The sequence below is a fragment of the Stenotrophomonas sp. LGBM10 genome, from assembly GCF_046736075.1.
Lineage (GTDB): Bacteria > Pseudomonadota > Gammaproteobacteria > Xanthomonadales > Xanthomonadaceae > Stenotrophomonas.
This window is the reverse complement of record NZ_CP177163.1, coordinates 2,329,848-2,343,831: the sequence shown is the minus strand read 5'-3', so window position 1 is coordinate 2,343,831 and position 13,984 is coordinate 2,329,848. Positions and strand designations below refer to the sequence as shown.

At 55.0% G+C, this 13,984-nt stretch carries 12 protein-coding genes and 2 pseudogenes; 5 read left to right on the top strand and 9 right to left on the bottom strand.

The genetic code is table 11. From position 1 onward, the window contains the following. Positions 1-24 precede the first annotated feature (24 nt). The 7 genes and pseudogenes from ACLB90_RS09900 to ACLB90_RS09870 form a co-directional block, all read right to left on the bottom strand. Positions 25-492 carry a hypothetical protein gene (locus tag ACLB90_RS09900; protein WP_411849347.1) on the bottom strand — a complete coding sequence of 156 codons (468 nt, stop codon included), beginning with the start codon at positions 490-492 and terminating at the stop codon, positions 25-27. A gap of 93 nt (positions 493-585) precedes the next feature. Continuing rightward, positions 586-1,059, bottom strand: coding sequence for an ankyrin repeat domain-containing protein (locus tag ACLB90_RS09895; protein ID WP_411849346.1), 474 nt, complete (start codon positions 1,057-1,059; stop codon positions 586-588). Positions 1,060-1,201: 142 nt separating this feature from the next. After that, positions 1,202-1,558: a hypothetical protein gene (locus tag ACLB90_RS09890; RefSeq protein WP_136005783.1), complete on the bottom strand. Its 357-nt coding sequence runs from the start codon at positions 1,556-1,558 to the stop codon at positions 1,202-1,204. Between the two features lie 78 nt (positions 1,559-1,636). Beyond that, positions 1,637-1,807 (bottom strand): annotated as a pseudogene (locus ACLB90_RS09885) (radical SAM protein); the annotation flags it as partial. Positions 1,808-1,887: 80 nt separating this feature from the next. After that, the gene (locus ACLB90_RS09880) at positions 1,888-2,211 is read right to left on the bottom strand and encodes a DUF4279 domain-containing protein (protein WP_153165499.1); all 324 of its coding nucleotides are present in this window, start codon (positions 2,209-2,211) and stop codon (positions 1,888-1,890) included. Positions 2,212-3,360: 1,149 nt separating this feature from the next. Next, positions 3,361-4,215 (bottom strand): annotated as a pseudogene (locus ACLB90_RS09875) (PA0069 family radical SAM protein); the annotation flags it as partial. Between the two features lie 138 nt (positions 4,216-4,353). Beyond that, positions 4,354-4,812, bottom strand: a complete 459-nt coding sequence (locus ACLB90_RS09870; RefSeq protein WP_411852732.1) for a protein-tyrosine phosphatase family protein — start codon at positions 4,810-4,812, stop codon at positions 4,354-4,356. 991 nt (positions 4,813-5,803) lie between these two features. On the opposite strand from ACLB90_RS09870, the gene ACLB90_RS09865 reads away from it, so the two are divergent. From ACLB90_RS09865 to ACLB90_RS09850, 4 genes are all read left to right on the top strand, one after another. Then, on the top strand, positions 5,804-6,991 hold the full coding sequence (locus ACLB90_RS09865; RefSeq protein ID WP_411849345.1) for a DUF262 domain-containing protein: 1,188 nt from the start codon (positions 5,804-5,806) through the stop codon (positions 6,989-6,991). A 15-nt stretch (positions 6,992-7,006) separates the two neighbouring features. Further along, positions 7,007-8,044, top strand: a complete 1,038-nt coding sequence (locus tag ACLB90_RS09860) for an MAE_28990/MAE_18760 family HEPN-like nuclease (RefSeq protein ID WP_411849344.1) — start codon at positions 7,007-7,009, stop codon at positions 8,042-8,044. A 357-nt stretch (positions 8,045-8,401) separates the two neighbouring features. Beyond that, entirely contained in the window at positions 8,402-9,109 is a 708-nt protein-coding gene (locus ACLB90_RS09855; RefSeq protein WP_411849343.1) for a serine protease, read from the top strand. A gap of 135 nt (positions 9,110-9,244) precedes the next feature. Further along, a complete protein-coding gene (locus ACLB90_RS09850) occupies positions 9,245-10,141 on the top strand; it encodes a hypothetical protein (protein WP_411849342.1) in 897 nt (298 codons plus the stop codon). A 391-nt stretch (positions 10,142-10,532) separates the two neighbouring features. Here the strand turns inward: ACLB90_RS09850 and ACLB90_RS09845 are convergent, their stop codons facing one another. Next, on the bottom strand, positions 10,533-11,003 hold the full coding sequence (locus ACLB90_RS09845; protein ID WP_411849341.1) for an NIF family HAD-type phosphatase: 471 nt from the start codon (positions 11,001-11,003) through the stop codon (positions 10,533-10,535). Between the two features lie 606 nt (positions 11,004-11,609). Then, positions 11,610-12,467 carry a tyrosine-type recombinase/integrase gene (locus tag ACLB90_RS09840; protein ID WP_411849340.1) on the bottom strand — a complete coding sequence of 286 codons (858 nt, stop codon included), beginning with the start codon at positions 12,465-12,467 and terminating at the stop codon, positions 11,610-11,612. Positions 12,468-13,132: 665 nt separating this feature from the next. Here ACLB90_RS09840 and ACLB90_RS09835 point away from each other — a divergent pair. After that, complete coding sequence (locus tag ACLB90_RS09835; RefSeq protein WP_411849339.1) at positions 13,133-13,888, top strand: hypothetical protein; 756 nt, start codon at positions 13,133-13,135, stop codon at positions 13,886-13,888. Positions 13,889-13,984 lie beyond the last annotated feature (96 nt).

Sequence of the window (13,984 nt, the reverse complement as noted above, 5' to 3'; positions counted from 1 at the left end):
GAGCGGAAAGGCCCCGAGGGGCTTCTAGAGTTCCTTCTTCCACACATGGGAGAACGTGCCGAATTCAATCTCGATCTCACCCGAGTGATCAAGCAGGATTCGGTGCTTGAACCGGCCGGACGAAACGATTGAGAACTCGTGCACCAACACGTCCGCATGCAGATGTGTATCCGAGTCTGTTTCCTTGAAGAGGTACGAAGAGACGTCGCCGTACCGCAATGTGGTTTTTCCTTGGAACATCTGATCAATGAAGCTCAGCTCGACGGACGAAACAACATTTGAGTACTTCCCGTCGTACTTCTTGTCAAGAATCGCTGACAGCAGCCTGGCGTCATGGAGTGTCTTGGTTCCACTAAGGGCATAGGATTCCCAATCAGTCGAATAGTCTCCAAGCGGCTGCGGCATCAGGTGCGCAACACTTCTGATGTACTCAAAATACTTGGAAAAATGCCAGGTTGTTCCGTCGAAATGGATTCGATCCAGCTTTAACACGTCGCCTCACATCCAGGATGATCTGGGATCCTGTCGCAGATTCTATTGAGCGAGGTTTCGATGGCGCCTCCATTTCCGCAGGTTGGGCGTCGGCTACATGGGCAATCCAGCCTGTGAGCTTACCTGCTCAACGAGCATGTTCACAATCCCTTCGTAGTTGTTTTCTCTGGCAACGTCTATAGGCTCAAGGCACTTCGCACATTTATGGTGGATGTTGGCACCATGTCGCAACAGCAAGGCGACGATATCCTCATGACCATACTTGGCAGCCCAGTATAGAGGGGAGTTTCCGCCTCCCTCCAGCTTGTTGATGTCAGCTCCTTTTTCGATCAGAAAATTGACAACGCTTACGTTCCCGTCTTTGGCTGCAAATGTCAGCGCCGTCCACCCATCATTGAGATATGCGTCTATTACATCCGGCTTCTTCTCAATGATCGATCTGATTTGGACAAGATCGCCTGAGTTGACGGCCGCGAGTAGATTGTTTTTTGTTCCGTCAGAGTAGCAACCAGCGGCCCCAACTGCTGCCAGCGAGGTCAGGAGAATGGCGGCAATCGTTCGATTCATGGGCGTGGATTGAACAGGTTCAGTGTGGAAGGGAGCGCGATTGAGTGCTGCGGGATGGCAGTTTCCGGGCCATCAAGCCCCTGCCGCCTGGATTCGGGGTTGAACACAGGGGGCTTCTTCGATTTCTCCGACAGCTTGAATCTCAACGAGACGAGGTAATCGCCACCACAATGGCAACCGCCAACGCCACCAGGATCGGCACCATCACCATCAACGCGGTGCGACCGCCTTTGGCGGTTTTCTTCTCGTAGGCAAGCAGTGCCTCGGCATCGAGGTAGGCGTAGGCATCCCCGGCGTCCTTGATGATGCCCTGCGCGCGCAGCTGCGTGAGCGTGGAGTGCAGTGCCGGCTCCAGCCCGGCGGTGGGCACTGCGCGCTCGGGTGACAGCGCCTGCCGGTCGTTGAAGTGCGCCAGCACCTTGCGCCGTTGCGCCTGGATCACGGCGATGATCGTGGCGTTGACGGCGGTGGTGACCGCCGTGGTGGCACCGATGTTCACGTCCTTTCCCCCTGGAACGCCCCTCATGGGCGACAGCGGATTGTTGGCGCAGGTCCGGCCGGGTGTCCAGCCGCCGAGCTAGAACAGCGATCCCTGCGGCGAATCCTCGCGCGGCGGCAAGGGGCGCTGGAAGCGGCTGCAGTCCAGGCGTGGCCAGTGGCTGTTCTGGGCGTCGAAGCCCAGGCGTCGGCGCGCGAGCTTGAAGCGGTTGGAGAGCAGGTTGACGTACACACCTTCGCCGCGTATGCGCTTGACGCGCGCTCGTGCGCAACTTCTGTCAGCTGCAATGCGAGCGGATCAATCAGCTGGACGGAATTCCATTGCTGGGGTTAGTTGTATATATCTACTGACAGCTCCAACGAAAGTTCAGAGAGTTCCATCATGACGGGCGGCTCCAGCGTGAAACCGGTAGCACCCTCGGCGAAGACGCCAACGAAGAGCTCTGAACGACCTCCATCAAGCACCAGAGTTTCCAAGAAGTTCTTATGCTTTTTGATGGTCTGCAGGAGCGAAGGAAGAGCATCCGTAAATACACCGGCAGCTTTGCGAGTTAATTCAAAGCAGCAGTAGGTACGTCGATATAGCCCCTCAAGGATCTCCCCAGAAGGACTGGTCCTCTGCTCCCCCACACTATGAGCGACCTCAGGTTTCATGCAGATTTGCTTGACCACATCATCAGTCGATAGCGTCGGATGCCATATGCGGAGAGACACAGAAAAGCACTCTTCAGTCACGGTACACCACCTGGTAGAAAGGGGCCGTAATGGCCATGATTTTCACCCGAACCGCCAACCCCACCTGTCCAGACATTTCCACTAGGATCGATACCTGTCCAAGTTCTAGAGCCTGCTCCAACGCCCTTTTTTATTTCATGAACTGCGTCCTTGTCCAGACCAAGCTTGCCCTTTGCCTTGTCGATCGGAAGCGTTCCAGTTGGGCACCAGCCCCTACATATAAGGACGCACACGCTCAATCGTGTGCGAACACTTCCTGATGATGTACTCGGCGCCTCCCCCCTTCAGCGTGCCTCCCGGATACGCCGAGGGCGTGAAACGAATAGTGTAGTGGTCCCCTTCAAGGCTGATCCTTATCTGATAGTTCTCCATGCGAGCAAGAAATCCCCTTAGACCTTCTTGCAACCCCACACGCATCGTCTTCGACAGATCATGATCGAAGTGCTCGTAGGCGACCCTAAGTGCCGAAGAAGCGTCCTCACCAGCTCCTCCAGCACATGCCTTTTCAGCACTGGCAAATGGGATAACCCCCATGAGAAGCGCAGCGAAACCAAGACAGTAAACTCTATGCATCCCTGTGCCCTCCCGGCTACTTGCATCCACATCTATCGCCCGGCTTCGGATAGTCAGTGTTCCTGACGTTTCCAGTCCTCGGATCAAATTTTTTGATGACCCCACTTGGTGACGCTAGATAAGAGAAGTAGGGATTGCCAAAACGAGCTGCCGTTGCGGCATCCAATACCGCAGTCCCGTAATCTCCCCCATTGTCTCCCCCTCCGTGAAGAGCTCCGGATTGAGGGCTTGCCCGGTACTCGGATAGACATAGTACGCGCCATGTGAGTGATGATCCCCCACCGTGCTTGGCGTCATTGCGCCTACATTGACCGCAAATTGAAGACCATCAGTTTGCGGCGTTGTGTACGGCGACAATGATCGCGCAGATCCAGCGTGCCCACGTCCGCGACAACGGATGTGCCCGTGATCTTTCGACGGCCATGCGCCTCTCCCTGTGCACGCTGTACCCGCCGGATTATTCGCGCAGGTCCGGCCGGGTGTCCAGCCGCTGACCTAGAACAGCGATCCCTGCGGCGAATCCTCGCGCGGCGGCAAGGGGCGCTGGAAGCGGCTGCAGTCCAGGCGTGGCCAGTGGCTGTTCTGGGCGTCGAAGCCCAGCCGCCGGCGCGCGAGTTTGAAACGATTGGAGAGCAGGTCGGCGTAGACGCCTTCGCCGCGCATGCGGGTGCCGAAGGCACTGTTGTAGTCCTTGCCGCCGCGCAGCTGGTTGATGGTGCTCATCACGTGGGCGGCGCGGTCGGGGTGATGGGTGTCGAGCCAGTCGCGGAACAGCGGGGCCACTTCCAGCGGCAGGCGCAGCAGCACGTAGCCGGCGGTGGAGGCGCCGGCATCGTGGGCGGCCTCGAGCACGGCCTCCAGTTCGGCGTCGTTGATCCACGGAATCACCGGAGCCACCATCACGCCCACCGGGATGCCGGCCTCGTGCAGCCGCCGCATCGCGCGCAGGCGGGCGTGCGGCGCCGAGGCGCGCGGTTCGAGCCGGGCCGACAGATGCGGGTCCAGCGAGGTCACCGAGAAGTGCACGCTCACCAGGTTCTTCTCGGCCAGCGGCGCAAGCAGGTCGATGTCGCGCTCCACCAGCGCGTTCTTGGTGATCAGCGAGAACGGGTGCTGGGTTTCCAGCATCACCTCGATCAGCTGCCGGGTGAGCTTGAGCTTGCGCTCGATCGGCTGGTAGGCGTCGGTGTTGATGCCGAGCGCGATCGGTTGCGGCACGTAGCCGGGGCGCGAGAACTCCTTGCGCAGCAGCTGGGCGGCGTTGGTCTTGGCGAACAGCTTGGTTTCGAAGTCCAGGCCGGGCGACAGGTTGAGGTAGGCATGCGAGGGCCGCGCGAAGCAGTACGAGCAGCAACACTTTATGTGTTCGAAGAAAAGTGTTCAGCACTACGTTCTCTACCGGTACCCTTTCTCCAGACTAACTGCCGAATGCCGCCACCTTGTATGCCAACTCAAGGCAGCGAAGGGTAGGTTAGCCGTCCATTGCGGCTACCCGAGACTCGGCGCCCTGCGCTCGGGCCAGTTAAGAATGAATTCCTCCTGCTCCACAGTCTCCACCGCACCAGGCCGCACTGAGCGCACTTTAGCAATTGCATCGATCCCATCCGAAACGCAACGTGTTTCAATGAGGAGCATCGAAGCCACGGTCCCGGTCCGACCCAGTCCTCCCTTGCAGTGCACGACGATTCTGCTTCCAGACAAGAGCTCGGCTGCAAACTGTGGTCCTAGATATCGCCATGGCCCAAGCAGTCGCGCATCAGGAGCCTCACCATCCGTAATCGGCAGGCCATGCCACATCAAACCGTGCGCTCCGGAACGTTCGGCCAAAGAGGCGATTCGCAGCTCTTCGAACTCCCACGGCTCAATCAACGTGATCAGATGCTGTGCTCCCCAGGCGACGATCGACGCTAGATCGAGGTCCAGGTCCCGAGCCCAAGACCCCGTCATCGCGACGTCCTGATGTTTTCCCGGTGCAAAGGTGACACCGATTGCACCGCCGCTCACCCCGACGGGCAAGGTCGCAATCTGCAGTGGATGGGAGACACTTGTTCTGCCCACCTGAGCTCTCCGAAATCAATAGGCTTTGGGGGCGAGAAGCAAACGCTGCGCCCTTTTGATCTGAATGTCCAACTGTGAGCCTACTGGTGCGACCAAAGTCTTGCCGAACGGCAGAGGGAGCGCGGCATCGCCGGATACTTGAAAGATCGCTCCAAGCCGAATTCGAGGTTGGAGCGGGCCTACCTCACTTACCCGAGCAGTATTCTATCGACTTTGTCGCGAGAGCCTACCGGCGCTTTCATCGGAGCGTTGCAGCCAATGCGATGGATGCCAAGCATCCGGCATATAGCGTAGAGACACAACTCGTCTTGGTGTCGCTTCGTTAAGGCAGATTTTGCTCTTAGCCCTTCGCAAAGGGCGTGGCGGCTATATTTAGTTAGAATGCCTCGCTCTTGAGTGGTCTGGCAAAGCTCACCCTCGAGGCGGAGCACTTGCGCCTTCTGGTCCTGCTCCACGATCTAGCATACGTCACGGTTGACATGCTGCCGCTTCCAACCGTAAAGACTGTGGATCGATCGCCTAGTCGATAGCTTACCTACCTCCGCTACGGGACGGACGCACTCAACGATCTGCCGGACCGTCTCGATCTTGAACTCATTGGTCTACCGCATCGTGCCCATGATCACCTCCGCCTAAGCCATAGTTTTTGGCTGCGACGTGTCTACGGAACCCAGGGCGATTAAGTGTGCAAATCTGGGCCCGTCGATGGTCGATAGGATCAGCAGAGCGGTATGTTACTAGTGATAAGCCTATCTGGACCTGCCAGATGCTGCGTCGACGGCCATGCGCCGAGCCGAGTAGGCGGCGCGAGCTTTCTGCCATTCTTGCTATAGTGGCGCTCCGTGCGGCCTGCAGCACTCGCAGCAAAAGGAGACATAGCGTGCCATTTTCCCCGAGTGAGCAGACCATGTGGCTGGACGAGCCAGTCGCACGGACCCGCAAACCGACAGATGAAGAGATCAACAGCAAGTACTCAGCTCGAGAGCTTCGCATTGTTACGGAATCGAATCGCGAGCAACTCCCAAATTTCGTAGCTGCACTCAAGCGCGCGGATTGGATGCGGCTGCAGCCGTTCTACCAACGCCGGAAACGTTGGGATGTCAAGCGAAAGTCTAAGCTAATTGAATCTCTCATCATGAACATCCCTGTTCCTCCGTGTTTCCTTTTCGAGTCGGATTTTGCCCGGTATGAGGTAATGGACGGGCAACAACGTATCTCGACTATTAGCGAATTCTACGAGAACAATTTCAAGCTCCGCGGTCTAGAGCAGTGGCCAGAGCTTAACGGTCGACAGTACAGCACGCTGCCCAGCGAGATCCGTAAAGGATTGGATCGTCGATCAATTTCCTACATCGTACTGCTTAAGGAATCTGCCACCACCGGGGAGCACGAGATGCTTCTACGGCAGCAGGTTTTTGAACGCCTTAACACTGGCGGCGTGCATCTTGAGAACCAAGAGATCCGCCACTGCATTTATCACAATGAGTTCGACGATCTTCTTTTGGAGCTCTCTCGCCACCCGACGATGAGGGCGGCGTGGGGTCTGCCGAAGTACAGCGAGGAAGAGGAACAGAACCCATCAGATTCTTTGCTTAACAACCCTCATTTCAGCAAGATGAGAGACGTTGAATTCGTCCTTCGATTCTTCTCTCTTCGCCATCGCACTCAGTACCGTGGGGGACTTCAGCAGTTCCTTGATAGGTACATGGTTCGAAGCCGGAAGTTCAACGCGGCTGATATAAGCGAGCTGCGTGCGATCTTTAGTGAAACCATTGAGTTGGCGGCTGAAGTTTACGGCGCTGAGTTGTTTAAGCCATGGGTGCAGAAGCAAGGCCGAATTGCCCGACAGCCTCAGATTGCCTTCGCCGACGCTGTAATGGTTGGGCTGAGCGAGAATCTCGGCAATCGCGAGAAGTTGCTCCATCGTTCAAAGGAGGTCGTTCAGGCGACGCATCAACTGGTTGCTACCGCCCGTCCCGGCACCTTCACTGGACAAGGAAACACCGCAAAGGCAATCCAAGAGAGAATGGACGCTTTCAAAGATATGTTAACTGCTGTTTTGGCATAAGCTGCGGCTGCTCTCATGTTCAACTCGCAACCAGCGGCACTATCTCGCCAATTGTCTGACTTAAGGGCAGCTGTCCTGTGGCAAGAAAGCCTACGGCAGACCTTGAATTCTGCTACGCCGAGTATTGCCACCCTTGGGCTGGACCAAGCGGCTGTCGATATTCTCAGGAGTGGGGCACCGGACAAACTGGCTTGGCAGATCCTTGATTCCTCGGCCGCCGTGACCCGAACTTACGCATTATGGGAACAGGCAATCTGCGATCTTGTTGAAGAATACGTAGATGAGATATCAAAACTCCATCCTACCTATAACGGATTAGCGGAGGCTGTACGGATCAATCATCGGGTCGGCGTCGGTTACATCCTTTCGAAATGGGCGCCGGTCAACACTCTTTTTTCAACGTTGTCTGAGGACGCGATTGCTAATGGATTGGTTGATGGTCTCCGGGGGAACACTTACAAGCTGCTGACCGATGCATTTCTGACCGACTCCGACAATTATCGCGCGGATGTCGTGAACAGGATTTTTGCCAAGCTGGGTGTCGAGAACGCCTTCGCTCGAGCATGTACCGTGCCGGAAGGAAAGCTACTATTTGATCGTATCACCTGGGATGGAGATACCCCTGCGAACTACCTGAAGAGAATTATTACTGAACGTAATGAGGCATCGCACGGAGCCGTATCGAACATCAGTGGATCGAATCAGCTCGTCGCTTACGCAGACTTCGTTGAGACTCTATGCCTATGCCTTGCCACATTGCTGCGGACTCAGATAATCGAAGCAGGTCGATCAACTGGCGCGACTAAGGAGGTGGCGGTAGCAGTGAAGAAGTACACAGGCAAAATTTTCGGTTCGCGTGCGTCTCAACGAGTTAGGTTGGAACCCGGCCTTTCGTTCTTTGCTGGAAAAGGATTGATTTACGAGATCACGATCGAGGAACTGAGGATTGGAAACGCTGTAGTGGCGGAAATCAATGCTGAAGCAGGGACTGAGTTTGGCATGAGACTAAATCGAGATTTGCCGGAGGGCGCTTCGCTATTAGTTCTCTCATAGGTGATTTTGGGAAGCCGCCTAGAACCTAGCAAAGTGTGCCGTAGCTTGAGCTAATGAATCAAGCGACGGATCAGTCGTACATTTTCACATAAGAAACTAGAGGTGCTACATGGGCCTTTAATTTCTCGTCGAGACAAAGGGTATACCGCAATGGGAGAGGCTAGTAGAAGAGGGGATCGCAGTACACGCCTTGCTCTCGCACTTAAAGAAACGACGCCCCTCAAATTAGATGTACGCGGGGAAGCACAGGAAGGAATATCTTCCACTTCATACTCGACTATTGCGGAATCTGGTCGTGAAATATCTCCTATGGAAGGCGTAATGCCTATAGTTGTAAAGGGACCGAGTGGAGACGACTTGAGGGTCGTTGGGACGGGATTCTTTGTCGGCCCAAACATGATACTTACAGCAAAACATGTTTTTGATGAAGGAGCATTACCTAGATTTGCTTGCCTTCAGATAAAGGATGCCACTAACGAATTCTATTTTCGACAGTTCAGGCAAGTTGTAGGACACCCTGTATCGGACGTGGCACTTTGTGAGCTCCACCCAATGCTGCACGCTGAGCACAAAGTAGCGCTTTCAAACTATGTACTTCCAATCGGCGGACCTGTTCCATCGCCCGGATTAAAGCTGACCACTTACGCATTCCCCGATACAGTTGTTGCACGTCATAACGGGGTGCTTCACATGGGCATTGCGGGGCACCATTACGATGGCGCTGTTTTGGATGTCTTCCCAGTACAGCGAGATCGCGTGATGTTGAATTTTCCTTGCATGCGAACCTCAATTCATTTGCACGGCGGCGCGAGCGGAGGCCCTGTGATCAACCCAGAAACGGGGATGGTGGTGGCAATCAACACCTCAAGCTTCCAGGGCGCCACCAATGAGTCACACGTCACGCTCATTCACCCAATTCTGGATTTTCCGATCTATAAAACACATTACGTTGGTAACGTGTCTCTGGGCATTACGTTGCGCGAGCTGTCCTTCCGTGGTTCTGCGAGAGTTTTTCCTGAGAACTCACTTGTTCGGCACACAGCTGCGCCGACCATCATGGAGTAGTAGCGGTGACTATGCCAACCACCATCTGTGCTCAAATCAGAACGGCCTAGCCAGAAAATATTGTCGTAAGCCACCTCTCAATTGCCTCGGACTATCGGTCTACATGAGTGTTAGTCTGATATAGATAGGAGATAGATGACTATGGATTCTTTTGCCAGCTCAGCCGAAAGAGGGAAAGCGGAGACTTCGTGGGCGCTTACGAACCAGACTAAGCAGAGCGAGCTAGAGCAGATATTTGAGCGTGGCCGGATAGACTTCAACACGGCAGGGTTTTATGACTCTGTAGAGTTCCTCAAGCAGGAGCAGCGTGATCCTGGCTATCTTGAGCTCTATGCGAGATACGTTGAAGCGAAGAAATACGATGAGAGCTACCTAGCGAACGCGAGACAGAAGATTGCTATCGTGACGGAGGCGGTGCGCGCGTCGGTTGAGAGAGATGGTAGGTTAGGAGCGTGTGTAGACGCCTCGGGCATGATTGGGCGAATGCTGGACAGGCTAGGAATCTGGAACTACGTAGCAAAGGCAACTCTCACTATCGAATTCCCATCAGCGTCAGCTCTTTCGCCTCGCTACTTCTGGGCCATCGACCACGGTCAGTTCACTGCACCGCATGCCATAGTTGTTGCACCCCCATATTATCTAGTAGACGCTACCGTTAAACATCAACCCTACGATGCTCGAAGAGCGACTCTCATCCCAGATTTAGTTCTTTCTGATAATTTTGAGCCTGCACGGTGGCGTCCTGAGGATCTTGCGAATCCTATGCTGTTGCAATTACTCAAACAACGGCGACTCAAGTTCAAAGATTACATCTCAAGACATGCTCCGAGCATGGCAGAACTCATGAACCAGCTGCCTGCTCGATCGTTTTCTCTCAACGGCACATCGCTTCGCTATGTGATTGTTGCAATTGGAGGCACAGTCGAGCCCCTTGAGGAGATTACCGGCTATAAGCCGAGCGGCCGTACCGCACAGGAAATTTTTGATCAGGATGTATTACCGAAGCTCGCGTCGACCGATCAATCGACATGACTAGCCAATGAGTTAGCTTACCAAGGGTGCACGCGGCGCAACGCTCCTCAAGTGGCACGACCTCTGCGGATGGATCCACTCGCTACCAATCACAACCGTCGTTGCGGTCGGAATTGGCTTGTAGAAACGCTTCGTGAAGGCGCGATGGGGATGCGTGCGAACTTTTCCGGTCCGTGCCATTCCCTATCGCAGCTATCGGCAGACATGCCGATTTTGGTACGACACCATCGCCTCGATAGTTTTCTACCAGCGCATAGAGCTCGATCAGCGCTGTGTCAATCGCTCCGGATAGAAGCGCGTGAGTTCACGACTAATCGTTTGTCTTCAACGCCTCCTGATCTGGGGGATCACCCTTTTCCTGTAGTCATGGGAAAGTCAAGTAGCGGCACGATTAGCGAAGCTCTGGTCTCAGCTTGCCGAATATCGATTTTTCCAGAATTGAGAGTCTCTCGAGCAACCTCGCAGAGGCAATTTTCAGCCCCTTGTCGTCTTCCGAGTACGGCGATCCATACAACGGGATCTCAACCCAGAACTGCTCCTGTCCGGGGTGCACGTAAGGGCCATGGTCGTCTAAGAGAAGAGCACCCCCAAGTCGAGGGCAGACGTACGACAGATCCTTGGTCTTGCCCGACCACTGAACGTACGAGAGTTGAGTGAACCACTCTGGCGCGCTACCTTCGCGAACCAAGAGCCCAGCAATATTGCGCGTAAGAGGCTCCGGCACGGTCGTAAACATGACGAGCTCTTCAAACTGAGAACGTACGTTCTCCAGAAACTGAAAGAGTCCAGGCCTGGGAATCTGGCTTATAGCGTTGGAGATCAGCGTTCCTTCCAGGTCCAATGCCAAGATGGTCGGCTTCATGGAAATCTCTTTGATGATTGCGTCTGCCTACATTGCCGTTTCCAAGCACATCTGTCCATTGCGTGAGCCCACTGGTACGGGCAAGCCGTGAGCCTAGTGATACGTTAGCTCCCTCGCAGTTGAAACCCTCGGGTATGAGTCGTCAGATCGACTGAAAATCTCTGGCCTTCTTCATCCGCGACCTGTCTACAGAGCGATGGCCGGTACGGGAGCACACATATTGATCAGGTAAAAGTTCCGATAGGGATTGGAGCTCAGTGCACGAGGTAAGTTTCGGAGTATCTGCGCAACCCAGCGTTGCTTTCTCCCTCGAGTGAGCGCACATTTGCCATTGTGTGTGCCGCAACTGCGATTTCTGACTCATGTACCTACAAGCGTACTGAGGCATAGATTCCTGCTTGGTCAACGACCTTGGGGAGTTCAAATGAAGAATCGTCTTTCCACCGAAGCACGAATCACGGCCGGTCTCGCGCGGCTAGTGCAGAAGAAGCCTGAGCACCCAGCGAATGTTGCAAAACTATTGGCTGGGCAACGCCTTGTCTCCGTCAAGGGTGTTGAAAGGGAATCAGGGGTTAGCAGATCCAATTTTGGATCTTCCAGTTCTCGCTACTCAGAACAGTGGGAGGCAATTAGGAAGGCATCCAAGGCCGAAGCCAATCGCGGCCTGAGCGCACAGCTTCTTGAAGAGAAGGCGGAGAGCCGTCGGCTGAGACGACTGCTCCATCTGACGCAGGTGCACAATGCGTCATGATCGGGTTCAGACGTCAGCCCTTGCCTTCTTGCCATTGCAAGCTGTCGCGTTGTTCTGACGTACAGGCTGAGCGCGCCAAGCAGCCAGACAGGAAATGGGACGTTTCTCGCCTTGTTCCCCTTGCCCACGATCACTACTGGAAGCTCCGACACCGGGTCCAGCTGATCGAGCGGCATGGTCTCAATAGCAGAGAGCCCTAGATTGCAGACTTCGGCGCGCCTTAGGCCCGTATGTAGGCAGACCTCAGCCATGAGTCGGTCAGTGGTTGCGCCCTCGCAGAGCACGACTGTTTGATCAATGATCTCCTTCACAGGAGGCCCCAACTCCTCAAGCAAGAGGTCCAAGGTTTGAGGGTCAAGCGCAGTGATAAGCAGGTTGCTGCCTGATCCAGAGATATCTGCGTCAATGTCGAGATAGGTGACCTTCCCGCGTTTGGTGTCTCGCTCGGCGGTAGGGATCACGTTCTTCAGATATCCATGCCGTAGGCAGTAGAGGATGAACTTCGTGAGCGTCGACCAGCGTCGATTGACCGTGCTCGCGGCCAGGTTCTTTCCTGTTGCTGCCGACTTGGAGTGACAGAGGTCTGTGGCGTAGCCCCTCAAGTGTGCGGATGAGATATCGGCCACCTTGATGCCCGAGGCGTCCAGGTAGTGATGGAAGTCGGCTATGTCGGCCAGGATGGTTGGCGCGGTGTTCCTTCCCCCTTCAGGCACGGCGTCGCCGCCCTGGTTAGATAGGTGGCACACATGAAGTCGAACGCCGGCTCTATGACTTTCCCGTCAGTTCGGCTGGTCAAGAAGCAGAAGTGATTCGGCAAAGGAGTACCCCAAAGTCCCCCGTTTGAAGCAGGACTCTTCCCCTCGTTGTTCCTGACCACCCGGATTTCTGCGTCGTAGGCCTTCATGGGCGCGGAACGTAGCAGTCCCAATTCGGAATGCAAGCGCGTGAGCCTACTGGTACGGCCTGGATGCGCATGGTTCACATTAGCGTTTATTTCCCCGCTATTTCATAGACTTGCACCGTACCATTGGGTACTGATACCTTTACTAAGAGAGCCGCCTATTCATAATGAATAGCCTTGGAAGTGCGCAGCATATGCCTCTGTGGAAAGCTATCCGACGGGGTATGAGGTGAGCTCAGATCAGGACATGGTTATCGCTGCGTGCATTCTGCTCACCGCCTGCAGATCGTGCGCGGTAGGTAGATTGACACTAGGTTCTCGCGGTTCTGCGCCCTAATCGGATCCATGCGCTTACAGAGGTTTGTGCCCCGGGGTCTTTAGGGGCTGAATCCCATGGCTCTCTCAACCTTGAGTAGACAGCACGCGCGGCGGCGGCCCAGAATTGCGTCCAGAATCGGCCCCCGGGGATGAATGAGAATGGCCTTTGACGTTGGAAAGTGGCATGCGAGAGTCCTTTCCACACCGGCCGCTTACTCGAGGCTAGTTGACTTGGCAGAGCATCCGCCGGTGGCAGCCGAGTACAAGCGATCTCTTTACGTGCAGACGTTGGGTGATAGAGGAGCGCGGGTTTCGCCTCATGTCAGTCGTCTGGATGAACGTATTCGCGATTCTGCCTACAGTGACGCTTTATCAGCCATTGATCACTACGCGTCGCTTATGGTCGTCACCGCTGCGACGTATGTCGAGAACATCATCTTTGAGTTCCTCGTGGTGTACTTCACTGCCAAACCGCAGTCGATTCATGCGCATCTGATGCCTAACTCATCTAAGCGAGAGGAGGCGTACGTGCCTCTACGTGAAGTGTTGGCTGCGTCATCCTTGTCCGAGCTTCGTGGCGAGTTCGCGCGTCGAGCTGCGCGCAATGCATCGGATGGTTCAATCGAGAAGATTTTTGAACGCATCTACAAGCTCACAAGACATCGTGTCGCTGCCGACGTTGCCGCCCCCATCGCGGAGATAGTTAGGCTCCGTAACTCTATCGTCCATGAGGGAAGGACGCTTACGAAGGTTGCTGCTTCCGTAGACCATAGATTCGAGAGCGTGTACTCACTGCTAAGAGAGGTAGCAGGGATTTGCAAGGCTGAGGGGCTACCTTACTTGGACGAAGGTGGCTTGGTTGATCCACTCCCCTTTGTTGAAGAGGAGTTGCCTGGTCCTGTGGAGTCCTTGTAGAGATTTTTCTCAGACAGGTCTTCGGATATTCGTATCCCTGCTGCTTGTGTCTTTATTCTTATGGAGCTAGCGAACCTGCCGCAGTCTCCACGTGTC

Excerpts from the sequence above, each read along its gene's own strand:
- ACLB90_RS09895 (WP_411849346.1), bottom strand. The coding sequence starts at position 1,059 with ATGAATCGAACGATTGCCGCCATTCTCCTGACCTCGCTGGCAGCAGTT.
- ACLB90_RS09880 (WP_153165499.1), bottom strand. The coding sequence starts at position 2,211 with ATGAAACCTGAGGTCGCTCATAGTGTGGGGGAGCAGAGGACCAGTCCT.
- ACLB90_RS09870 (WP_411852732.1), bottom strand. The coding sequence starts at position 4,812 with ATGACGGGGTCTTGGGCTCGGGACCTGGACCTCGATCTAGCGTCGATC.
- ACLB90_RS09860 (WP_411849344.1), top strand. The coding sequence starts at position 7,007 with ATGTTCAACTCGCAACCAGCGGCACTATCTCGCCAATTGTCTGACTTA.
- ACLB90_RS09850 (WP_411849342.1), top strand. The coding sequence starts at position 9,245 with ATGACTATGGATTCTTTTGCCAGCTCAGCCGAAAGAGGGAAAGCGGAG.
- ACLB90_RS09845 (WP_411849341.1), bottom strand. The coding sequence starts at position 11,003 with ATGAAGCCGACCATCTTGGCATTGGACCTGGAAGGAACGCTGATCTCC.
- ACLB90_RS09835 (WP_411849339.1), top strand. The coding sequence starts at position 13,133 with ATGGCCTTTGACGTTGGAAAGTGGCATGCGAGAGTCCTTTCCACACCG.